Consider the following 22,207-nt stretch of genomic DNA (forward strand, 5'->3'; position numbering starts at 1 on the left):
CACTGCGAGCGGCTACCCTGGAGGCACGAGCCTTGGAAGCAGTCCTTCACGCAGATGTGCCCTGCGCCCAGGGCTACGGGCGACACCTTCGTTTTCGTGCGCGCTCGAGCGCTTCGAGCTGAGCCCACTTCACGCGGATGAAATCGGCTGTTTTGCCGCCACGATCGGGATGCGTTTCGAATGCCCGCATGCGAAAAGCGCGCTGAATGTCATCGACCGATGCTGCCGCTGAAAGCCCCAGAATCATGAATGGATCGGCCGATCGATCGACCACGCTGGGCCGGAATCGCTGCGAAGGTTCTTCGGGCGGGCGTCGAGGTTTCTTTTCGACGAACGGCGGCAACCCTTGCTGTAATCGAATGAATGCACGTGCCCATAGCGGCTCGATTTCCACAACTGGACAGCCTGCAGCCCGCGCGGCGTGTTCCTTCGCTTCCTCCAGGGTCCGCGCGCCGCCCGAATACGCATCTGGCGGACGAAATGGCGAGCGTACGGGCCCGCCCGTCCACCAAGCGCACCAGAGAAAGCGGCGACGCTTGGTGGTGGTGATGGAAACCCGTGCGGGCGACAAGGTCATGCGCTGCCGGCGACGTTCTTCGCCTAAAAGTTATGCCGCGCCAAAAATGGCTGGACGTCTTGCCAGACCATTGCTGACACTGCTCGATCCTGAGCGTAGGTCACGTTCGTTCGGTAAGTCCAAACCGGTTCGCGTCGTGTCGGGGAAAGCAACGCCTCATCCCACCCTTCGTTGATGTAGTCCGTTGATGAACTACCACGCGGAACAAGCCAGGGCGTTCCTCCCATGCCACCGTGTGTGCACATGTACTTCTTGATGGGCTCGTACTGTGTTGGTGGTTGGTAACGCAAACCGTCGTTGCCGAACGACATGCGTGACCGTGCCGCTGGATCCCGGATTACGTGCATGACATGGTCAACGTTGTTCGGGATCGATGCGGCGTCGAAGGCGAGATGCCGGTCGACACAATCGAATAACATGAGCGCCCGAACGCGAACGCCCGCCGATTTCAACCGATCCGCCACGACCACGACACCTGCCGCTCCTCGGCTGTAGCCCGTCAACAGGATCGGGTCGTCTGGGGCTTGCCGCCGTTTTTCGTTGATGAATGCAAGTGCGCCGTCAATGGCCTCGGGTAAACCACCGCCCAGCGTCACGGGTCCACGAAAGTATCGAGCGCTGGCTTGGCGATTGCAGATTCTGCGGACGAAGCTATTGCGAAAGTCCTGATCGTACGAGCGATCCCGCGAAGCACCAGGGGCAATTCCGCCGCCTGTACCGTCGATTCCAACCAAGATAGGCATTGTCCGCGCCTCCTCGAAGCCACCGGTGGACGAACAGTCACCAAACCACCACACTTTCGCTGATCGTTTTGGCGCTGTCAACGTTTTTGTTGAGGCCGCCAGGCGGAAGATCGCCGGTGATACGAGTGACGGCGAATCGACAATTTTTCGAGATGGTTGGAACGATGAAGTGAGAAAGTGCAGATCCGGAGCTGGCTTTCGAGTGCGCCATGGTTTGTCGACACTGCGCGGGTGGAGATGACGAGAGACGCAAACAGGCACCTTTTCCTGGGTCTTTGGTTTGCGTTACGCTCTCGACATGAAACGCATCCCCTTCAACTCCTTTGCTCTAGCTTTGGTGATCGTCCTCGGATGCGGCCAGTCGCCGCCGAATGACACCGCTTCGACCTCCGGCAGCGGCGGATCTGCAGGAAGCGGTGGCGGTGGACCTTGGCGCAGCAGCCTTTATCCCGACGACTGGAAGCCAGGTTTGACCGATGCTTCCGGCCGCTCCATCCAAGACTTTTCGTACGCTGGGTTCAAGTACGGCGAACCGCCCGATCCCGGACCGCTCGACGTCATTGAAGTCGTGGGGGCCGATCCCACGGGGGTCGACGATTCCACCGCGACGGTGCAAGCGAGCATCGACGCAGCCACGGCCAAAAATGGCGCAATCGTGCACATCCCGACGGGGTTGTACCGATTCGACGGGACCCTCCAAATCTCGCATTCGCATATCGTGCTGCGTGGCGATGGACCGACGAAGACGCGGCTATTTTTCACGAAGACCACCGGTATGACCGGCAAGGCGCACATCTCCTTCGATGCGCCGCTCCTCGTCGACCTCGAAACGCCAATCGCTGCCGACGGGGATATCCATTCGACATCGATTGCGGTCGTCGATGCATCGGGATTTGCCCCGGGTGACGACATAGCCATTGGATTCGTCATTACGCCTGAATTCGTCGCCGAACACAACATGACCGGCACCTGGGTTGCTTTTCATGGTACCTGGCAGACGTTTTTTCGGCGCACGGTGATTTCCGTGGACACATCGAGCTCGCCCCAAACCATTCATATCGATGTTCCTCTACGGTATCCGGTCAAACTTCGTGACAACGCGTCCGTGCGGCGAGAAAAGGGATATTTGACGGGCGTGGGCGTGGAATCCCTGGGTCTGGCCAATGCAGGAAACTGGGACGACGCGTGGAACGTCAATCGCAATCACGTTTTGGGTTTGGCGCATGTCGCCGATGGTTATGTGCGTGATGTGCAATCGTTTCCTTCTCCGAATGCACCCATGGCGGGGGATGGAGCGGGTGCCCATTTGTTGTCCGGCGGCATTCTGGTGCTCGAATCCAAACGCGTCACCATCGAAAGCGCGGAAATGTCCGCAGCACAGAATCGAGGTGGTGGAGGCAATGGGTACCTATTCGAAATCCAGCGCAGCAGTGAGATCCTCATGGCGGATTCGAAGGGCACGGGTGGCCGGCACAACTTCATTCAGAATTGGGGATTCGGGACGACCGGTTGTGTGTGGCTCCGCGTCGAAAGCCGGGAAGGCAGGGCTTATGCATCGAAAGACGCCAAGGTCGGGACGACTGGGTACAGTGAATATCATCATTCGCTGGCCACCGCGAACCTCGTCGATTCATCGCTCTTCGATGATGGGTTTTCCACGGTGAATCGAGGTCATGAAAGCACGGGGGCCGGCATCACCGGCACGATGAACGTGATTTGGAACGTGCGAGGTACTGGGAGCGTCCGTTCCCTGCAATATGGTCATGGTTATGTCATTGGTACGTCGGGCTCGTACCTCGTGACTGAATCTCCGCTGCTGGGAATGGGAACGGAGCCTATCGATTATGTCGAAGGACAAGATCGCGGTGCGGACTTGGTGCCGCCGTCTCTTTATGAGGATCAACGTGCCAAGCGCAAGGGGAACGAGCCGCTCTGAAGAAGGTTCATCGATTTCACGAGCGCGTCGGGGAAAAGACGATCGAGCGACGAACCCACCTCGACCATTTGCGCCAGACGACCCGTTTGCTGAAAGAGCGGAAGGGACTGAATCTTGGCGCCCATGAATTTCCCCCCGTGCGCTCCTTCGTCAGCTCCGTGCGCACCTCGGCCAAATCCCACGCGCACCTCGGTCAACCCCGTGCGCTCCCTCGTCAGCTCCGTGCGGTCCTCAACAAAACCCCATGCGGCGCTGCTTCAACCCCACGCGTCCCCTCGTCAGTTCCATGCGCACCTTGACAAAATCCCACGCGGCGCCGCTTCAACCCCGAGCGCATCCGCGCCAGGTCCACGCCCACCTCGGCCAAATCCCACGCGGCGCCGGCTCAACCTCGGGCGCATCCGCGTCAGGTCCATGTGGTCCTCGACAAAGTCCCACGCGACGCCGCATCAGGTCTCACGCGGCCCTTCATCAACCCCACACGCCCCATCGTCAACCTCACGCGGTCTTTGGTCAACCTCGGGCGCGCAAACCGGCGGGAGCATGCGTCCTTCGTTCAAGCCCGTACGATTTTTTCCTCGACACACGTGTTCCAGCTTAAGTAATCTTCGTACTTCGCAGGAGGTGTATACATGGCACTCGACTTGACGGCGCTCGCACCCGAGGCGCGCGCGGCGTTCATCAAGGTTGGTGAACGATTCGGCTCGGATGACACGCTGGCGCAGGCGAACCAAACGTTGAATGCGTATGCGGTTCACGGTGCAAAGCTTGGCGATTATGGTTTTGGCTCGGCCGATGCGGCCGAATTGCAGGACGCGCGGGATGGATTGATTGCCGCGGGTGTGGGGCGAGAAGCAAAGCGGACGAGCAAGAAAATCGATACTGCGGCGCATTCGGCCGCGATGCGCGACGGGCAGGGCACTCGATTGCGAGCGCGCTCGGTGCTGGGTGGAGCAAAGCGAGCGCTCTTGGCATTGGGAAACATTGCGCCAGTTCAAAAAATCGAGGCGCTTTTGGAGGGCGATTCCGTCGTGGCCGACGATGCCGAGGGGCTCGCCAAGCAGCTCGATGCATTGCAGGGCATGTTGAAAGAGCAGGCCATTGCGGACGCCGCAAAGGATCGCGGTGGGCCGAAGGTCGTGACGGACCTTGCAGCGGACGCGCAGGCATTGCGAGACGCTGCCAAAGCGAAAGCGGAGCCGCGGGGGACACCCGTGGAGACGGAGACGCTCGATTTGATCGACGGAATCATCGTGAGTTTGGTGCGTATGGCGCGCGAGGCTGCCGAGGCTGCGGCGCGCGAGTCATCGGAGCCGGCGATGGTGACGGCGTTCGAGCTATCGGCATTGTACAAGCGTCGACCGAAGAAGGGCGAGGCGCCGGCGGGCGGAGGTGAAGCGGGGGGCTAATCGTGCAAATGGCGGAGGCGCTCTTGGCGGAAAACACGCGCGGAAAAAAGCCTGGGCGTGAGGATTTCTCTCAATGCTTGGCGCACTTCGTTCGATACGGGTAGTTCGTTTGGTTCGTCATCCAGCAATGGGCGGCCAATCGTGACGTCGGGACTGCACGACAAATCCCAAATCGCCTTCACCTTTTTCGCCGTCTTCGCGGCAACCTCGTATACCTCGTCTTCGGTCGGGCCACGATCGAAGGCGAACCCGCACGACAGATTTCTTGGATCGCCTGGCCCCCCGTGGTAGCGATCGACACGTCCCCGGAGCCCCATGAAGATCCATGCGCTGATCGTCAAGAACTTCAAGAAGTTCGCGGAGCTGGAGCTCGGCCTTCACCCGCAGTTCACGCTGCTCGTGGGGGAGAACGGCTCGGGTAAGACCAGCGTGCTCGACGCGCTCGCCGTGAGCCTGGGGATCTGGCTTGTAACCCCCCCAGATTCGCTCCTCCGGACGAGCGGCCGCAACATCCTCCCGACCGAGGTCCGCCTGGAGGCATCCAGGGAGGGCGACCGTATCCAGTTCCGCGAGCACTTTCCTGTCATCGTGAGCGCACAGGGACAGCTCGGCTCCGTCGAGGGAGTCGCCTGGGCGCGTGCGCTCGGGGAGAGCGGCAAGAAGCCCAGGAGATTCACCAAGCAAGCGCTCGAGATCATCCGCGGCCTCTATGAAGCCGACGCAAAGGGCGAGCGCGTCGTCCTCCCCGTGCTCGCGTATTACGGCGCCGGCCGCGCGTGGTTGCCCTCGAACCAGCGCATCTCCAAGGAGACCAAGCTCCACGGCCCCGCCCGCCGCTGGGCCGCGTTTTACGATTGTTTCAACGAGCGGATCCGCTTCGGCGACCTCAACGAGTGGTTCCGCCGCGAGGTCACGGCCTCCGCGCAACGAAAAGGCCGCATGCGCCCCGGCTTCGAGGTGGTGCGTCGCGCCGTGCTCCAATGCGTGGAGGGAGCGGAGGACGTCTGGTTCGACCCCGATCGTGACCAGATCGTCCTCTCCATCGGCGGCAACGCGCAACCCTTCGACAACCTGAGCGCCGGGCAACGCATGATGTTCGCCCTCGTCGCGGATCTCGCCATCAAGGCCGTCACGCAAAACGCGTTTCTCCTCCCGCCCGACGACCTCGGTCCGGAGGACGAGCCCCTCCCTCGCCTGCTCCAGCAGACCCCTGGCGTCGTCCTGATCGACGAGCTCGACGTGCACCTGCACCCGCGCTGGCAGCGCCGCGTGGCCGCGGACCTCAAGCGGACGTTTCCGGCGATGCAGTTCGTCTGCACCTCCCACTCCCCGCAGGTCATCGGCGAGCTGAAGCGCGAAGAGGTGCGCCTGCTCGGCCCCGAGGGCGTGACGTTGCCGCCGGTCGCGTTCGGCGCCGATTCGAACTGGATCCTCGACCACGTGATGACCGGGGCTACGAGTGAGTCGAAGGCTTCCCGGACGCTCCAGCAGCAAGCCGAGGGCGCGCTCGCGGAGGGGGATCTGGAGCGCGCGCGGAGCAAGCTGCGCGAGCTGCGTGCGCTGCTCGATGGCGACACCGGGGAGCTCGTGCGGCTGGAGAGCAGCCTGGCGACGCTCGAAGCGCTGGCCGAGGAGGGGGACGACGAAGGGGACAGCGGTGAGGACGATCAAGAAACGCCCACCGCCTAGGGCCTTCGTCGAATGGCGCAACCCTCGGCTGGCCAGAAACAGGGGGCCGGGGATGGAGTGCACGTACGAGGAGCTGCGCAAGGACAAGGCAGTCCTGGAGAGCGTCGAGGACGGCCTCTTCGCAGAGCAGGGAAAGATCTGCGCTTATACCGGGCTACATATCAGCCTCGATCCGGAGCCTCCCCGAAACGTGGACTTCCACCTGGAGCACCTGCTCCCGCAGACGCCTTACAAGCACATCTACGGGCAGGACGCCGACTACGGGAACCTCGTCGCGTGCTGGCCCCGGCCCAATTGCGGATTCGCCCCCGCATTCGGCGCCGTGGCGAAAGGAGACTGGCCGTCGCCCAAGGAGAAACACCTCTTCGTCTCACCGCTCGACCCTGGATGCACCGAGAGGTTTTCGTTCAACCACCGCGGCGAGATCGCTCCGACCGATGAAAAGGACGAAGCCGCGAAGACGACGATCGAAAAACTCGGGCTCGATCACGCCACGCTGACCGAGCTGCGACGGGACGCGATCCGGGGCGCGTTGCAACCAGGCGGGCGCTTCCTCACTGCGGACCAGTTGCGCCGACTGCTGGCAAAGTTGCGGGCCGACGCGGCAGAGCTCGATCGGGGCGGCGCCGTCCGGCTCCCCGCGTTCAGCTTCGTGATTGAACAAGTGCTCCCCCGCCAGATCAAGAAGCTCGAAGACATCAAGAAGTCCAAGCAGGCCGCCGGCTTGGCGCGGAGGTAGCGGAACCCCAGCCCCTTTGGAAAGGTGCCAACCCCTTTGGCGCAGGTCCAGGTGCACCTCGGCAAAATCCCACGCGGCGCTGCTTCAACACCAAGCGCATCCGCGCCAGGTCCACGCGCACCTCGGTCAACCCCAAGCGTTCCCTCGTCAGCTCCATGCGCACCTCGGCCAAATCCCACCCGCCGCCGGCTCAATCTCGTGCGCATCCGCGTCAGGTCCACGCGAACCGTCATCAACCCCACTCGCCCCATCGTCAACCTCACGCGGTCTTTGGTCAACCTCGGGCGCGCAACCGCCAGGTGCATGCGTCCTTCGTTCAAGCCCGTACGATTTTTCCCTCGACACACGTGTTCCAGCTTAAGTAAACTCCCCACTTCGCAGGAGCGCGATTCGGTCGTGGCCGACGATGCCGAGGGGCTCGCCAAACAGCTCGATGCATTGCAGGCCATGTTGAAAGAGCCGGCCATTGCGGACGCCGCAAAGGATCGCGGTGGGCCGAAGGTCGTGACGGACCTTGCAGCGTATGCGCAGGCATTGCGAGACGCTGCCAAAGCGAAAGCGGAGCCGCGGGGGACGCCCGTGGAAACCGAGACGCTCGATTTGATTGACGGGATCATCGTGAGTTTGGTGCGAATGGCGCGGGAGGCTGCCGAGGCTGCGGCGCGCGAGTCATCGGAGCCGGCCATGGCGACGGCGTTCGAGCTATCGGCATTGTACAAGCGTCGCCCGAAGAAGGGCGAGGCGCTGGCGGGCGGAGGTGGAACGGGGGGCTAATCGTGCAAGTGAGGGTGCGCGTTTGGTCGCCGCACGTCGCGCGCACCCTCGCGCCGAAGCAACAAAAATTCCTTGTGAGTTCCAGAGCGCTCCAGCTCGCCTTCCTCGTAGATGTTTTGTAAGTGCAGGCTGATGTTCTGCAGGGTCGTTTGAAACAGCTCGGCCATTCGTTGCTGCGTGAGCCGCTGGTGTGGTTGGGACAAGGAACGTCCATCCTGCTTATCGTTTTCATTTACGACTTGTGACGACCTGGTGCACCCTGGCCCGCGGGAGGATTTGGGTATGCCCCTCGGTCGCCGTGCGTTCGCGCTTTTTCTTGCCGCCTGGTCACTCGCCTGTGGAAGCGGTGACAAATATGAACGGGAGATTGGCCTGGCGAGTGGGAACATGATGAACCCGATGCTCATGAGAGACCGGGTTCGGCAAAGCACCTCGTCAATCGCATGGCGAATTGTCGGAGCCATTCAGCAAGGGCTTCGACGCCGGGTTCGACGGCAACCGTTCTTGGCGAAACATCTCGGAATGCTTCGACATTGGTTTCGATTGCAGCCGCTCGTGGCCGTTCTGTTGATGGTCACTCTCGTTGCCCCGACGATCACCGGCTGCATGAGGCCTCAATTGCCCCAAAACGTGCGACGTGCAGCCGTATGCAGGCGGCCGCCACCCGTCGATCCGGACGCAGATTATTTTGCATATCGTGCGGTGACGGACGAATGGGTGTCGGATACCGATGCGGACGATTTTCAGGAATTCGCCCCTTACGCCGATATCATCTACATTTATGAGTCGACGGCACCCAGCATGAGCATGAGTGCCATGCCGAGTCCATTCAACCTGTTATCGTGCGACAATCCGAATGCCGTCTTGCCACGCACCATATACACGGGTCAGCGTTTACCATTCGCTTACGATATGCCGTTGATGCAGGCGGGGCTTGCGAGGATGTCCACGACCATCATGGACGTCGACCCCATGAATGTGCGTTTCGTGGGCGTTGTGCCGAGCAGCCAAAAACGAAGTGGACCGGAAATCATTCGGGTATGTACGCACCCACCGGACGTACGTCCCGATGCGGCGGAATGGCTCTTCACGTCGGAGAAAGCCGGTGCGAGTTACACGCGGGATTCGGATCTTTATGGTCGTTTGCGGACGACGGCCGTGCGCGTGTATGTCTATGACCCCACGGCTCCTCCGGAATCCGTCTTCAGGTTCCCGAAGCCTTATGATCAATTGCGTTGTTCCGGCAAACCATTGCCTGGAGAAAAGCCGCCGCCCGGTGCGGATCCGCAATACAAAGCCGCCGTCGACGCGAAGGTTCGAGCCATCACCGCCAAGGCATCGGTGTCCGTATTTGGGGGGACTGGAGGCTCGGACAAACGCACGTGGACATCGTCTCCCGATGGAAATGGATCGGGGCTGACGTTTTTCGAAGAGGTCGTCCGGCAAATGGTCATTGCGGGCGCCTTTCAAGACAGCGACACGAGCGGCAATCTGAAGGATCCGAACGGTTCTCGTCATGGCATTCCAAGCGGGAAAAACGTCGGCGGGCCCGATTCGCTGATGTTGCAGCTCACGGCGGGCACGTTCATGCTGCTGACGAATCCGCTGCGCTCGACGGGCGCGTTCGCCCGGAAAATCGCCAGCGCGGCGAAGCGAAAGGGGATCCTGATCGTCACGAATCCGGCCCTGATGCCGAAAAAGCTGGCGGAGCAATTGGTGGCGAAGTATGGCGACGACATGGCGCCGTCGCTGCATCAGTTGCAGACGATTCTGCCGTATTCGCGGATGCAGATGTTCACCGCGAACTGGCGCCAGGTGTTCGAGGCGCACAAGATCTTGGAAAGGGACATGTGGAAGGATGTTTTCGGCAGGACGGACTTCGAGAACCTACCAGCCATCATCCTCAAGAAGAAAGAGCATCAGAAGATTACAAAGACGCTGAAGGATGCACAGGATGCTTGGATACGCGAACAGGTAAGATTGAAGAAGCCGTTGCCAAAGAATATAACGAAGGAGGCGTTATGGGATATCTACCAAGATGTCTATCGGAAAAATCCAGAATGGCTCAGGGCAATCAAGCACTTTTTCGAGTAATCTACGGCGGCGCGGTGGAGCAAAGATGAAAACCAAGTGGCACATAAGCTTCGACGCGTATGATGTTCCCGGCGGAGCATCGACGATTCTAGAGCCCGCTGGGTGCGGATCGGACGTTGCGTACGTCTTGGAAGTATCGGTCCTCAAAGAAATCTACGTTAAGGTCGAACTCGACGACGGCGATCCGCGCATCGCGAAGTTGCACGAACTCTTGAATCGGTATGGCATCAAGCCCAAAGAGTTCGATTACATCGAGTACTCCGACGACGATCTCCAAAAATCACGGTTGTTGTGGATGCACCGCGATATCCGTGAGTACGTCTCCGCGGGTCTCATGGAAGGCACGAAATACGACATGGAAGCTGCGTGCCCGAATTGCGGCACGGGCGCGCGACAAACCTCCGCACTCTATATCGACAGTGAGCATAGGAGCAGACTTCGAAAACATCGGGCGATCGGTACGTGGGATGGCGATGTCCTCGTTGACGGCGGAATGGCCAAAAAGCTGAAGGATGCCAACGTGACGGGCATCTCGTTCGGCGAAGTTCGGGCGCGCCTGAAAAACAAAAAATGGAGCATGGTCGCGCGGGAGCAGATTTTGATATCGCACACGATGCCCCCCATGCGTTCCGACCTCGCCAATGAGGATCCCAAGTATTTGTGCAAGGTTTGTCAGCGCGGGGGGCGCATGTATTTGCCCGACAAGCCCTACCGCGTCGAGGATCTCGAAGGGATGCAGGACTTCAACGTGACGTGGGAATGGTTTGGCGAGTTTTGGCCCAAGCCCAAAGAGAAAAAACGGCACGCCAAGCGTCCGAGTCCCGGCGTCCTCGTCACGCCCAAAGTGATGAACATCTTCCGCGAGGCAGGCGTGAAAACGTTCGACTGGACGCCGGTGTTCATCGAGGAATGACAGGCTTGCAGTAGGCGCGCCGACGTCTTGGAGCGCTCGTGGACCATCGAACGTTCAAGGATCCATCAGGGCATCGGTCAGGTTTGCACCATCTAGGTTCGCACCACGCAGGTTCGCCTCTAGCAGGTTCGCGCCTTGCACGTTCGCGCCTTGCAGGTTCGCGCCTTGCAGCTTCGCGCCTTGCAGGTCCGCGCCTCGCAGGTCTGCGCGAAACAGGTTCGCACCTTCTAAGTTCGCGCCTTGCAGGTCCGCGCCTTGCAGGTTCGCGCCTTGCAGGTTCGCGCCTTTCAGGTCCGCGCCCTGCAGGTTCGCGCCTTGCAGGATCACGCCTTTCAGGAGCGCGCCCTTTAAATTCGCTCCTCGAAGGTCCGCGCGAGACAGGCTCGTGCCCCACAGGATCGCATGTTGTAAGTTCGCGCCGCACAGGCTCGCCCCCCACAAGTCCAGTCGACTCAACCAACACTCTGACAAATCCAGCCGCCCCAAGCATTGCATTGCAATGATGCGCCCCTTGCCGCTTACTTGTCCGCGCAATCGGTGCAACCAGGACCCCGCGCTGTTCTGGTCAAGCCATTCGATGTGGCTGACAATCTCTGTTCGCTCCGCGCACGCATACAGGCACGCCAGCAGCGCCTCCTCCGCATTTCGCGCCTGGTGCATCTCCTCCAAATAATCAGGCCGCGGAACCAGCCGCTCCATCGGCATTCCATATCGCAACACGTGCCCGATGAGCTCCTGCAACAACTTCTGCCATTGCCCCACCAATTCCGCGTCCTCGAGCGCCACTTCGTCAATCACGAACGGCAGCAAGTGCCCGTCCATCGCCGTCGGACCGCACACGTTCGCCCAATCGCGCAGCGCATCCTTGATGTCCCAGGGACGGCGTTTCGTCGCGCGCTGACGGTCGTCGTGCATGTCCCGAAGCTCCCGCACGATACGCCGCGCCGTCAGATATTCGCCAAAACTCTTGTGCGTGAATTCGAACGTCGCCTCGTCGTCACGCCGGTCATGGTGTTTGCGAAAATAAAACGCCGTGAGTAGCCCCATCACGCGCGCTTCGCCATCCTCGTACCGCCGCAAAAGCTTGTCGATGCGCTCCCCACAAACGCCACGAATCTCCTTTACCGTCGCCGTGCGCCCATTGCCGTGCCATACCGCCAAACCAATTTCTTCCAGTAGCTCGACGAAGTCTTCGTATTCCAGGTCCGATGCGTGCGGCTTTCGCTCCCGATGCGCGCGCTTGTACACCCCATCGAGCAAATCCGCATAAATGCGATTGCGCAGGCCCTTCTGCGTAAAATCAATCGTCTTTCGCTGGCGGCTCAACGCGACCAAATAATTCAGGAGCGGCTGCGCCGTGATTTCCGCGAGCTCGGGGCGCTGCAATTCCTCCGGCATGCCCGGCGGGCTCTGCCCTTTTACCGTCGTGTATCGATTCCACCAATCGACGCGCTGGTCTTCGTCGAGGTCCGCTGACGATGCTTCGTATTCGATGCCTTGGTTCTTTTCCTGTTCGCGCATGTGGGGCAATGACAAATACGGCATCAAGATCAGAATTTGTTTCGCCTCACGGAGGACATGCCGAGCTTGCTGCACGACGATTTCCCGCCCGCCCACGAGCACCTGCACGCGCAGCCGCGCATGGTTGTGCCTATCCAAAAAGCGCCGAACTTCCTCCAAAAACGCTTTCGCGCCGTCCGAACCGCTCTTGCCCTGCATCGACAATTCATCCAGCCCATCGAAAATGACCAGCAACCTATCGCTTTCGCCCTGCGTTTCGAGCGGGTCGAAGGGGAGATGATCCCCATCGTCGACGAATCGGCGCACCATGATCGGAATGCCATCATCGGGATTCACCAAATGCAGCGGAATCAGCAGCACGTGATGGCCCTGTTCGGCCATACGCGCGGCGAACATTTTCGCGCAAGATGACTTGCCCGATCCGGGCCCCCCCGAAAGCACTCGCAATGCATCGTTTTTGTCGGCCGCATGCACCCACGCATCGAGCTTTTCGTCGACCTGCACCACGGTGCGCCGAATGCGTTGCCCATGCCCGGGCGCACGTCGATCACGCTCTTCGTCGAGGCGCTCTTCATGATACGCTCGCAATGGGACGAATACCTGCGCGAGGCCAAACGACTCGCCGAACATCGATGCTTCGCAGGCTTTTTTCAGCGCGGCCGCGTGACGTAGCCACGCTCGCTCGCGCTCGGAGGCCTTCATGAAGGGGCTGCCCTGAATGTGTTGCTCGAGCGGCTTGTATTCGGCAAGGCGACTGCGCCATTCGTCATGCAAGGCAGATGCGAAATGGCTCCGCAGACGATGCGCCACATTGCGTGCTTCAGGGCGGCTCATGCCGCGATGGGCGAGCCATTCTTCGAGAATTACCTGCACGGGACGCAAGAAGGGAACCTGCTCGGGATGCTCGAAGAACGTCGCGTCGAGCCGAATCATGGTCCAATCGATTTGCTGGACGAAGGCATCCGTGAATTGCGTGTCCGGCGCGTCCTCGGGTTGCACGGGAATGCTCATCGTGCGAAGCAGCTCGACGATGGCGGCCCCGAGCGCTCGGCGGCAAAGGTTCCACGCAATCTCGGCGGGCGTCGATTTGAATTGCAACCCGAAGGCGCCCAATGCATCGGCGACCGCGGCGTCGACCTTGGCGGAGTCCCCCGAGACGTACTTGCCGTAAAGCGCTTTGCTGAAAGACTTACCGAGCGAATAAAGAAGGGCTTTCCAATTGGCGGTGACATGAATGGGCTGCTCGAAAAAGGACTCGGGCGGGCCGAGGAGGGTCGAATCGGACATGGCGTGCGGGATGGTACATGAAAGAGGATTCAAGGTGCAAGAGGCTGGTGCTTTTATCAACCATCCCAGGATTGGGGTCGCCCCGTGGGAATCATCCCAATCGATCCAGCCCCCAATCCCGGAATTGGCCGTGTCAGCACATGTCACGGAGCAAGTTTTGCTACGATAAGATCTGCCGATCCTGCGCTGGTGAGCACTCCGGTGCCGAAGTCGACGCTGCCCACGAGCTCACCCGTGAGAAGGACGTGACCCGCAGGATCGAAAGCAATGGCCTCTGACGATTGGGAGACGCCGTCGCCCGCTCGAAGGCTCCACACGTGATTGCCAGCGCCGTCCATGCGCGCGATGGCAATGTCGAGATTGCCCGCGCTCGTGAGCGGACCGCCACCGAAGTCGATCGAGCCGCCAAACGTTACGGTAAGCGCCAAATCCCCCGTGCTGGTGACGGCTATGCCAGTGATGTACTGCTTCTGCGCGTCGCCGAAACGCTTGCTCCATTGATGGTTGCCCGCGGAGTCGAGCTTCGCGATCCAGCAATCATTGTCGCCGGCGCTCATGAGGGTCGATCCGCCGAGATTCAACGGACCCTTGAATCCGCCAGCAATGAAGAGATTGCCCGTGCCATCGAAACCGAAGCCGGTCGGGCTTTCATCAGACGTGTCGCCGAAACGCTTGCTCCAGAGATGCTGGCCGTTCGGTCCGAACTTGCCGACGAAAACATCATACGAGCCGGCGCTCGTGAGCGGTCCCCCACCGAAGTCCACGGTGTTGAAGAAATATCCCGTGAATGCGACATTTCCCGCGCTATCGACGGCTACGTTCGTCAGCGCCGGTTGACTCCCAATCTGCTGGTCGAAGTGCTTGCTCCAGACATGATTGCCATTGTCGTCGAGCTTCATGCCGAAGAGATCGACGTTCGTCGACGTCATGGTGCCTCCGCCGAAGTCGACGGTGCCCGCAAATGAACCGCCGACCAAGATATCGTTCATTGAATCGATGGCAACCGTATTGATGCTCTGAACATCGGCACCGCCGAATTGTTTGCTCCACACGTGATTCCCGGAGGCATCGTATTTGGCGACGAATGCGTCTGCATCCATGGCGGTGAGCGGGCCGCCGCCGAAATCGACCGAGCCCAGGAAATTGCCCGCGACAACCACATTTCCCATCCCGTCGACGGCAACTGCGAGCGCTTTCTGGCTACTGGTGCCACTGAAGTGCTTGCTCCAGAGCAAATTGCCCGCGGGATCGAATTTCGCGAGGAACCCGTCGAGCGACGTCGCGGTCATGGGACCGGCGCCAAGGTCGAGGACGCCGTAGAAGTGGCCGGAGACGTACACGTTGCCCATGGCGTCGGCGGCGACGGATTTGCCGTATTGACCGTCGAGATCACCAAAACGCTTGCTCCAAACCGCAGCGCCGCAATCAGGACCCGAGCCATTGCAATTTTCGTCCGTCGGCGTGGCGCAATTCTCGGCGACCGGGACGACCTCGCCCGTGCAGGGACCATATCCGGTTCCTTGTGCATTGCATGTCCACGTGCCCTCTACGCAAAGGCCCACCCCTTGCGTCCCAGCAGGTCCCGTGTAGCAGGCCGATGTGGTGTTCGGCTCGCAAATGAGCGAGCTACCCCCGGAGCCTCCTCCGCCGGCCATTCCACCCATTCCACCGGTGCCGCCGGTGCCGGCCATACCGCCCATTCCACCAGCGCCGCCCGTGGAGCTCGACGAGCCACCACCACTGCTGCTGCTGGATGCATCACCGCTGCTGGAAGAGGTCGAGCTCGCGGAGCTCGAAGTGGATGAGGTGTCGTCACTGCATCCTGCTGCATGGAATCCAAGGGCAAGAGCGGGGGCAAACGCGAGGGAACGAAGCATGGAAAAAGAGCGCATCAGACCTCCAAGGTGCAGCTCGAGGATATCCGACTCGGGCACATTGGAGAATGTATTTCTTGGCTCAGGTATGGTTTTGTGCCTAATGCTACTATGGGACATCGCGTGGGACTCCCGCGGTGGGTTGAAGAGGCCGCTCCACAAAACGAAGTACTCCGGCTACTGCGGGAGCACTGACGTCGTGCGTCTCGTGCAACGTATGCAATCTGATGCGAATTGGGACCTGAATTCGGAGAGGGCTTCGAGCAGGTTGTCATCAGCGGCCTGGAATGGTACGAGGCTCGTCCGGACCGATCCAGTCCAAAGGCAGCCGTGGATAAAGCATGGGATGCGCAGTGCGGCTCGTGCATCTCGGTCAGCGCGCCAAGATGCGCGGCAACGTCGAGCTCTTCTCCCTCGGCAGACAAGGCAAACGCAACGGCACGGGCGTTCGTCAAATCATACGCTTATGACCACAGCGGCCCTTGACAAGCGGGAGCCCATTTGCTTTCATACGAATGACGGAAAAAGTGGCTCTGTTTTATATTTCGAATAAAAAGGTGAGGAGACCAGCGTTCGGGGTGTTGTTGATCATAACCTTCGTTACTGGATGGTACCTGGTTTCCGTGCCAAGTAGTAGCCATGCTGACGAGGAAAAGCCTATTCCCTGTCACCACTGCTGCGAGAAGAAGTTTCGCAAATGCCAAGCGGGATGTGCTTGGTGGAACATCCCATGCATGTCCACGTGTCATGACCTCTTGGAGCATTGCCTCACCGTATGCGTCCATCAGGGCCACCCAGACGTCAAATGCCCGGTAAAGTAGCGCACCCGTTGACCGCGCTCGAGAATAGGATGTCAGGCGGCGCGACGATATGACCACCAATGTGAGCCGAGGCGGAAGCGAGGAAGTGGCTTCGAAGCTTCGGCCAGTGCACGATGGTCCACGACATGGGGCAGCCGAGGTAGCAGCCGGAATCTTTGCGAGCCGAATCGTAGGCTTCATCCGGGAACGCGTCTTGGCGCACTACTTCGGCACTTCCGAGGCCGCCGATGCATTCAGGTCCGCGCTGAGGATCCCCAATTTCCTGCAGAATCTTTTCGGCGATGGCGTACTATCCGGCTCTTTCATTCCGGTCTACGCACGCCTTTTGGGCGAAAAGAACCAGGTCGAAGCCGACCGCGTCGCGGGCGTCGTCGCGACTCTTTTGGCAATCGTCGTCTCGATTCTGGCATTGATCGGCGTTCTGATTACGCCTTTCATGATCAGCTTGATTGCGCCCGGTTTTGAAGGCGAAAAGCGGCTTTTGACGATTCGGCTCGTGAGGATTCTTTTTCCGGGAATCGCTCTTCTCGTCATGTCCGCTTGGTGCCTGGGGATCCTCAACAGCCACCGCCGGTTCTTTCTCTCTTATGCAGCGCCCGTCGTTTGGAATCTCGCCATCATCGGCACACTGCTCCTTTTCGGAGGTCGGCAAGCTCAACTCGATCTCGCCGTCACGGCTGCGTGGGGGTTGGTCCTAGGCTGCTTCTTGCAGCTCGCCGTTCAATTGCCGACCGTCTTCAAGCTCCTTACCAAGTTTCGACCCTCGGTCGATATCCGGTCCAAGCACGTGCAGAACGTTCTCGGCAGCTTTGGCTCCGTGGTCGTCGCACGGGGTGTCGTGCAGATCAGCGCCTATGTCGACAACATGCTCGCCAGTCTTTCGCATGCAGGCGCGGTGTCGGTGCTGGGCTATGCGCAAACACTGTCTCTTCTGCCCATAAGCCTTTTTGGCATGTCGGTGTCCGCTGTGAGCCTCGCTGAGATGGCACGTTCGCGCGGAGAGGGCGCACAAACCTCGACGGCCGAATCCAACGAAGCCTTGCGCACGCAATTGGAGCGCGGTTTGCGTCAAATAGCTTTTTTTATCGTTCCGTCGATGACAGCTTACATGGCGGTTGGGGACGTCGTCATCGCAGCGCTATACAAAACCGGAAAATTTTCGCAAAACGACATCCATTACGTATGGGCCGCATTGGCAGGAAGTGCCTTGGGGCTGCTGCCGTCTACACTTGGGCGCTTGTATTCCTCGACGTTCTACGCCGTTGAAGATACACGCTCGCCGCTTCGCTTTGCAATCATCCGAGTGGCGCTGACAACCGCGCTCGGTTACGTCGCGGGCGTGCGGCTACCACGCTATCTCGGATTCGATATGTCGTGGAGCATCGCCTGCATCACTGTCACGTCCAGCGTTGCTGGATGGATCGAGCTCTTGATGCTCCGTAATAGGATGAACGATCGCATCGGCCGCTCTTGGATCCCCTGGTCATTTCTGTGGAGAATCAGCCTTGCAGCGCTCGTCGCATCAGCGATTGCTGTTGGCGTTAGGATCCTCCTTGATTTGTGGATGCCCTGGTTTCCACCATTTCTGGCCGTCGTCCCTATTTTCGGATGCTTTGGCACCACCTATCTAGGCGCGGCCGTACTTCTGCGTATCCCTGAAGCAACGAGTGCCATGAATCGAGTCACACGTCGCGTCCGTCGTCGACATTGACGCAAGAAGAGTGTTGGGACGACAGCAATAAATGGCTGTCGATACGCTGAACCGCGAAATACACGTAAAGCATGTGGTCGCGTTACAATAGCCGCCAAGTTCCAAAAGTCATTGGATACATCGACGACGGGAAGCATTTCGTGGTATTCAAAAAACGAGAAACGATCGATCAGACGCTGAGCTTTTGGGAGTAGCCCAGGAATTCAATTGCGCGGCCGAACTTGCGTGCCCATACCAGCGGTAATGAAAAGCGCACACGCTTTTTCATGGACATCCGCCGTGTGCCAAACGCCTCGAGGATTGACGATCGCTTCGCCCGGCAAAAGCTCCACCCGTTGATGCTTGCCGTCGATCTCTTGGATCAACGTCATTTTTCCGCTGATGCAAACCACCAGCTCCTCCCCTTCAGGATGCATCTCCCACGTTCCCCACGGTGACGAGAAACTGTGCAGGCTCACCAGGCGTCCTTCGGCCCCGTCGGCAGCATTCTGTGCACCATAACGCTCGTACCAGTCCACGGCCCCCGTGAACTCGTCCTGTACCGTGGCTTTCGCGTTCAATCCAAGATGGATGGGATACTTTTCGAGGTCGAATTTTCCTGTCTTGTCCATGATGACTTCTTTCGCTCGTGCCCTTGCACGCCATACACCGGATGGTAGAGCAGGGCAAGCGCCTGAAACCAAGCGCGCTTTGGAGAACGTCTCATGTCCGAAACGCTCGAGAAAACGCCCTTCGAGCTGCTAGGTGGCGAAGCCGCCGTACGCAAGTTGTGCGAACATTTTTACGATGCGATGGACCGAGACGAACCGGAGCTCGCTCGATTGCACCCGCTCGATGACGAAGGCAAAGTCGCGCGCGAGAGCCGCGATCGATTTGCGCTTTTCCTGATTGGATGGCTGGGCGGGCCCCAGGATTACATCGCGCAGCACGGTCATCCGCGTTTGCGCATGCGTCACGCGCGCGTTCCCGTCGATATCGCCATGCGAGACGCTTGGATGCGCGCCATGCGCACGGCCATGGACGAAACGAATACGCCGGCCGAGCTGCGTGGTTTTTTGGAAAGGCGACTCGCCGAAGTTGCGGATTTTATGCGAAATCGCCCGGGTTGATCCCTTTTCATCAAATGCACTTCGATGCAAGTGCATGCGCGATTGGCCATCACGGAGGAGGCGCGGGAAGCTCTCCAGGATAAGCGAGCGAGTGCACCAGTTCCATCGAACGAAGCTGCCACACGCCTGCCGTGCGTACGAATACCGCGGTATTATCGGCCAAAAGCAGGAGTTTTTCGTTCACAGGGACGCCAAGTTCCGGCGGAGGTTTGACGGAATTGATGAACTTGAAGGACGCTGTCGCGGTATCACCTTCGAGCTTCACACCAATTTCACTCACCGCAAGATTCGCTTGCGCCGCCAACATGATGGGTCCGTACTCCTTCGTGAGCCCATCGAATCCGACGAAGTGGAGCTCGTGGCCCTCGAAATCGACCACATCGAGCTGGAAATCCGCATGGAGCTTGGACTTCAAGCTCGGGAGCGCCGTGATGTCGGCCTTGTCCACGATGCGCGCAAACTCGAGTATGCTTTCTCGAATGGCTTCTTTCGTCTCGAGCGCCTCGATTCGCTGCTCCATTTCGATCGAATCGGTTTCGGCCGCCACGGCTTCATTGCAACCTGACATTCCAATGCCCAAGGCAGCCAGCAGCGCGAATGATGCAATGGACGCAGCGCTGAAACCACGTTCTGAGAACGATACGACGTTGTTGGACTTCATGGGTGTTTTCCCTTCGCCGATCGATTCGGCATGCATGGAGAGGAGCGAGTCGTCGTCTCGAACCATCACGGCTCGATTGCGAACGGGTATAATGGACTGCGCTCCGACAATCCAATGCGCAATGCGAATAGTCCGTATTCGCGGCGCGAATGATTCGACGTCTCGGTGATCAAGCTTGCGGCGTGAACGTTCCTATTGGCCGCTGCATCGTTTTCTGCTTTGCGCTACGATGCCGCCATGTCTTCGAAAGAAGTGGCTGACCTCGACCTGAACCTCCTCGTGGCGCTTCACGCTCTGCTCCACGACCGACACGTGAGTCTGGCGGCCAAGAGGCTTGGAATGAGCCAACCAGCGATGAGTCGCGCGCTTGCGCGCCTTCGCGAAGTCTTCGATGACGCTCTCTTCGTACGAGTGAAGGGCAAAATGGAGCCGACCGCGCGGGCGCGAGCCATTGCGGCAAAAGTCGATGAATTGCTCGCTGAAATTCAAGGGCTCGTGCGGCCAACTGGTTTTGATCCAAAAACCGCCGTCGGAACCATTCGAATCGCTGCTCCGGATATCGTAAGTTACATGGTCGTACCGCCGCTCATTCGTCGCCTCGCCGTCGAATCACCGGGCCTCGATCTCGAAATTGTCCGATGGGAAGCGCAATGGCGCGAACACCTCGAAAGCGGCACCGTCGACTTGACCATTGGTATGCCCACAGGGGATGAGCCGAACATCTATGCTCGTCCGCTCATCGACAATCGCTGGGCATGCGTGCTTCGTGAAGGTCATCCTGCCCTTCGAACTCCCTGGGACATCGAGCACTTCGCGGCGCTCGACCACCTCGTCATTACGCTGGGCAATGCGAACGTGGGACCGGTGGACATGGCCATGACCAAACTCGGCATTACGCGCCGTATTGCATTACGATTGCCGTATCCTGCCCTATCTCCGTTGCTCGTTGCCGAAACGGACCTCGTACTCACGACGACGTCATGGCTTGCACGCAAACTCGGTCGTCACGTTGGTCTTGTCATTCGGCCCCCACCATTTTCGCTGCCAATCGTTCGAGTACCCATGGTGTGGCACGAACGGAGCCATCGTGATCCCAAACAACAATGGATTCGCGATCTGCTTGCGCGAATCGCGGACGAAATCAACGCGAGCGAACAGGCTGCCTCCAGTTCTTCGTGACGCTTTCTCAGCTTACCGGAATCGGCTATCCTCCCGCAAATTATGATAAACCTCGGCCATTCGCCCCGCAACCGCATTCCAATCGAAACTCTCGCACATCCAGGCGCGCCCTCGTTGCCCCATGGCTTCGAGGTTTTTCTGGGCCAGGTCGTCCATCGCTCGAGCAAGCGACGCCGGATCGTTTTGGACCCACAATCCGCATTCGCGCGATTGCAGATCCTTCCAAGGCGTACCTCGAGACGCAATCACCGGCACGCCATGTGACAAAGCTTCGACCACGACCATGCCAAAATTTTCGGAAAACGATGGCAATACGCAAATATCGGCGTTGGCAAATGCTCGCGCCTTGGCCGCTCCTTCGACGAACCCCGCGAGTTTTACACTTGACGATAGCCCTTTTTCTTCGATGCGCTTGGCGAGCGAAGCCGTGTAGGTTGCGTCCCCCGATCCGCACAGAGAAAGCTCGAGTGCCGGCACTTTGGACAATGCAACGGCGTCGACGAGGTTTTCGATGCCTTTGATGGGATCGAATCGCCCCAAAAAAAGCACGCGCGTTTTGCCTTCCGGTTGCCATGGGCGCGGCGCGAGAGATTCCGGAATGTCGACGCCGTTCGGAATTTCGACGATGGGCGAATTCGGCATTTGCGTCCGAGCGGCTTGACCTTCTTCGGGCGACGTGACGTGAATCGCGTGCGGATGACCTGCCAAAATGGTCGCACACGTGCGTTCCCAGGCCATCTTCAAGGGCCGCTTGCGCGTGTGCTCCCACCGCTGCAATGCACCTCGACACGACCATACGACGGGTTTTTTCCACGCGCGGCACGCAGCGAGCGCTGGAATCGTCGAAAACGAATACACCGCCGTCACGTGCACGACATCGGCCCATTGCATGAGACGAGGCAGTTCCGAGACGAACCCTGGAGCCACCGCGGTGCTGGCCCATTTGCGCTGGAAATCAACCGTGTATCCAGGGAACAGCTCGGCGCGAATGGATTCCGACCGCAGGCGTTCGTGCCTTGTTGGACCAGCGGTGTCCGACGTGAGCACTTTCAGCGAAATGTCGCGCTTGCGGGCGAGTGCATTGCATAGCCCGTACGTCGACCAAATGGGTCCGCCAAACGAAGTTGCTGGGTAAAACGAAGGAACGACGTGCAGGATATTCATACGGAC

The 22,207-nt window shown here is 59.6% G+C and carries 18 protein-coding genes; 10 read left to right on the top strand and 8 right to left on the bottom strand.

Annotated elements, in window-relative coordinates; genetic code table 11:
* Positions 1–73: 73 nt before the first annotated feature.
* Together IPM54_33500 and IPM54_33505 are read right to left on the bottom strand one after the other, a co-directional pair.
* Positions 74–577, bottom strand: a complete 504-nt coding sequence (locus IPM54_33500) for a J domain-containing protein (GenBank protein MBK9264686.1) — start codon at positions 575–577, stop codon at positions 74–76.
* A gap of 23 nt (positions 578–600) precedes the next feature.
* A complete protein-coding gene (locus tag IPM54_33505; GenBank protein ID MBK9264687.1) occupies positions 601–1,320 on the bottom strand; it encodes a hypothetical protein in 720 nt (239 codons plus the stop codon).
* Between the two features lie 298 nt (positions 1,321–1,618).
* Here IPM54_33505 and IPM54_33510 point away from each other — a divergent pair, with 298 nt between their 5' ends.
* Positions 1,619–3,256, top strand: coding sequence for a hypothetical protein (locus IPM54_33510; GenBank protein ID MBK9264688.1), 1,638 nt, complete (start codon positions 1,619–1,621; stop codon positions 3,254–3,256).
* A 632-nt stretch (positions 3,257–3,888) separates the two neighbouring features.
* Entirely contained in the window at positions 3,889–4,665 is a 777-nt protein-coding gene (locus IPM54_33515; protein ID MBK9264689.1) for a hypothetical protein, read from the top strand.
* Here IPM54_33515 and IPM54_33520 read toward each other — a convergent pair.
* Positions 4,662–4,982 carry a hypothetical protein gene (locus IPM54_33520; protein MBK9264690.1) on the bottom strand — a complete coding sequence of 107 codons (321 nt, stop codon included), beginning with the start codon at positions 4,980–4,982 and terminating at the stop codon, positions 4,662–4,664. The two genes, IPM54_33515 and IPM54_33520, sit on opposite strands and share 4 nt — an antisense overlap.
* Between IPM54_33520 and IPM54_33525 the strand changes: the two genes are divergently transcribed.
* The 5 genes from IPM54_33525 (at position 4,981) to IPM54_33545 (ending at position 10,874) form a co-directional block, all read left to right on the top strand.
* Positions 4,981–6,354 carry an AAA family ATPase gene (locus tag IPM54_33525; protein MBK9264691.1) on the top strand — a complete coding sequence of 458 codons (1,374 nt, stop codon included), beginning with the start codon at positions 4,981–4,983 and terminating at the stop codon, positions 6,352–6,354. The two genes, IPM54_33520 and IPM54_33525, sit on opposite strands and share 2 nt — an antisense overlap.
* Positions 6,323–7,093, top strand: a complete 771-nt coding sequence (locus IPM54_33530) for a hypothetical protein (GenBank protein ID MBK9264692.1) — start codon at positions 6,323–6,325, stop codon at positions 7,091–7,093. The genes IPM54_33525 and IPM54_33530 overlap by 32 nt, the downstream gene beginning before the upstream one ends.
* Positions 7,094–7,489: 396 nt before the next feature.
* Positions 7,490–7,867, top strand: a complete 378-nt coding sequence (locus tag IPM54_33535) for a hypothetical protein (GenBank protein MBK9264693.1) — start codon at positions 7,490–7,492, stop codon at positions 7,865–7,867.
* 522 nt (positions 7,868–8,389) lie between these two features.
* Entirely contained in the window at positions 8,390–9,961 is a 1,572-nt protein-coding gene (locus IPM54_33540) for a hypothetical protein (protein MBK9264694.1), read from the top strand.
* A gap of 25 nt (positions 9,962–9,986) precedes the next feature.
* Positions 9,987–10,874 (top strand): hypothetical protein, encoded by an 888-nt coding sequence (locus IPM54_33545; GenBank protein MBK9264695.1) that lies wholly within the window; start codon positions 9,987–9,989, stop codon positions 10,872–10,874.
* Positions 10,875–10,928: 54 nt separating this feature from the next.
* Here the strand turns inward: IPM54_33545 and IPM54_33550 are convergent, their stop codons facing one another.
* Both IPM54_33550 and IPM54_33555 read right to left on the bottom strand, forming a co-directional pair.
* Positions 10,929–13,682 carry a pentapeptide repeat-containing protein gene (locus tag IPM54_33550; protein MBK9264696.1) on the bottom strand — a complete coding sequence of 918 codons (2,754 nt, stop codon included), beginning with the start codon at positions 13,680–13,682 and terminating at the stop codon, positions 10,929–10,931.
* 143 nt (positions 13,683–13,825) lie between these two features.
* Entirely contained in the window at positions 13,826–15,559 is a 1,734-nt protein-coding gene (locus tag IPM54_33555) for a nucleotide-binding protein (protein ID MBK9264697.1), read from the bottom strand.
* 867 nt (positions 15,560–16,426) lie between these two features.
* Here IPM54_33555 and murJ point away from each other — a divergent pair.
* Entirely contained in the window at positions 16,427–18,088 is a 1,662-nt protein-coding gene (murJ, locus tag IPM54_33560) for a murein biosynthesis integral membrane protein MurJ (GenBank protein ID MBK9264698.1), read from the top strand.
* Between the two features lie 203 nt (positions 18,089–18,291).
* On the opposite strand, the gene IPM54_33565 is transcribed toward murJ, so the two are convergent.
* On the bottom strand, positions 18,292–18,699 hold the full coding sequence (locus tag IPM54_33565) for a cupin domain-containing protein (protein MBK9264699.1): 408 nt from the start codon (positions 18,697–18,699) through the stop codon (positions 18,292–18,294).
* A 93-nt stretch (positions 18,700–18,792) separates the two neighbouring features.
* On the opposite strand from IPM54_33565, the gene IPM54_33570 reads away from it, so the two are divergent.
* The gene (locus IPM54_33570; GenBank protein MBK9264700.1) at positions 18,793–19,197 is read left to right on the top strand and encodes a group II truncated hemoglobin; all 405 of its coding nucleotides are present in this window, start codon (positions 18,793–18,795) and stop codon (positions 19,195–19,197) included.
* Positions 19,198–19,246: 49 nt separating this feature from the next.
* Here IPM54_33570 and IPM54_33575 read toward each other — a convergent pair whose 3' ends face one another.
* On the bottom strand, positions 19,247–19,858 hold the full coding sequence (locus IPM54_33575; protein ID MBK9264701.1) for a hypothetical protein: 612 nt from the start codon (positions 19,856–19,858) through the stop codon (positions 19,247–19,249).
* A 237-nt stretch (positions 19,859–20,095) separates the two neighbouring features.
* Between IPM54_33575 and IPM54_33580 the strand changes: the two genes are divergently transcribed.
* Complete coding sequence (locus tag IPM54_33580) at positions 20,096–21,037, top strand: LysR family transcriptional regulator (protein ID MBK9264702.1); 942 nt, start codon at positions 20,096–20,098, stop codon at positions 21,035–21,037.
* 12 nt (positions 21,038–21,049) lie between these two features.
* On the opposite strand, the gene IPM54_33585 is transcribed toward IPM54_33580, so the two are convergent.
* Positions 21,050–22,201 carry a glycosyltransferase gene (locus IPM54_33585; protein MBK9264703.1) on the bottom strand — a complete coding sequence of 384 codons (1,152 nt, stop codon included), beginning with the start codon at positions 22,199–22,201 and terminating at the stop codon, positions 21,050–21,052.
* Positions 22,202–22,207: the final 6 nt, after the last annotated feature.

It is taken from the genome of Polyangiaceae bacterium, assembly GCA_016715885.1.
Classification (GTDB): Bacteria; Myxococcota_A; Polyangia; order Polyangiales; family Polyangiaceae; genus Polyangium.

Excerpts from the sequence above, each read along its gene's own strand:
- IPM54_33500 (MBK9264686.1), bottom strand. The coding sequence starts at position 577 with ATGACCTTGTCGCCCGCACGGGTTTCCATCACCACCACCAAGCGTCGC.
- IPM54_33505 (MBK9264687.1), bottom strand. The coding sequence starts at position 1,320 with ATGCCTATCTTGGTTGGAATCGACGGTACAGGCGGCGGAATTGCCCCT.
- IPM54_33510 (MBK9264688.1), top strand. The coding sequence starts at position 1,619 with ATGAAACGCATCCCCTTCAACTCCTTTGCTCTAGCTTTGGTGATCGTC.
- IPM54_33515 (MBK9264689.1), top strand. The coding sequence starts at position 3,889 with ATGGCACTCGACTTGACGGCGCTCGCACCCGAGGCGCGCGCGGCGTTC.
- IPM54_33525 (MBK9264691.1), top strand. The coding sequence starts at position 4,981 with ATGAAGATCCATGCGCTGATCGTCAAGAACTTCAAGAAGTTCGCGGAG.
- IPM54_33520 (MBK9264690.1), bottom strand. The coding sequence starts at position 4,982 with ATGGGGCTCCGGGGACGTGTCGATCGCTACCACGGGGGGCCAGGCGAT.
- IPM54_33540 (MBK9264694.1), top strand. The coding sequence starts at position 8,390 with ATGCTTCGACATTGGTTTCGATTGCAGCCGCTCGTGGCCGTTCTGTTG.
- IPM54_33545 (MBK9264695.1), top strand. The coding sequence starts at position 9,987 with ATGAAAACCAAGTGGCACATAAGCTTCGACGCGTATGATGTTCCCGGC.
- IPM54_33550 (MBK9264696.1), bottom strand. The coding sequence starts at position 13,682 with ATGTCCGATTCGACCCTCCTCGGCCCGCCCGAGTCCTTTTTCGAGCAG.
- IPM54_33555 (MBK9264697.1), bottom strand. The coding sequence starts at position 15,559 with ATGCTTCGTTCCCTCGCGTTTGCCCCCGCTCTTGCCCTTGGATTCCAT.
- murJ (MBK9264698.1), top strand. The coding sequence starts at position 16,427 with ATGACCACCAATGTGAGCCGAGGCGGAAGCGAGGAAGTGGCTTCGAAG.
- IPM54_33565 (MBK9264699.1), bottom strand. The coding sequence starts at position 18,699 with ATGGACAAGACAGGAAAATTCGACCTCGAAAAGTATCCCATCCATCTT.
- IPM54_33570 (MBK9264700.1), top strand. The coding sequence starts at position 18,793 with ATGTCCGAAACGCTCGAGAAAACGCCCTTCGAGCTGCTAGGTGGCGAA.
- IPM54_33575 (MBK9264701.1), bottom strand. The coding sequence starts at position 19,858 with ATGAAGTCCAACAACGTCGTATCGTTCTCAGAACGTGGTTTCAGCGCT.
- IPM54_33580 (MBK9264702.1), top strand. The coding sequence starts at position 20,096 with ATGTCTTCGAAAGAAGTGGCTGACCTCGACCTGAACCTCCTCGTGGCG.
- IPM54_33585 (MBK9264703.1), bottom strand. The coding sequence starts at position 22,201 with ATGAATATCCTGCACGTCGTTCCTTCGTTTTACCCAGCAACTTCGTTT.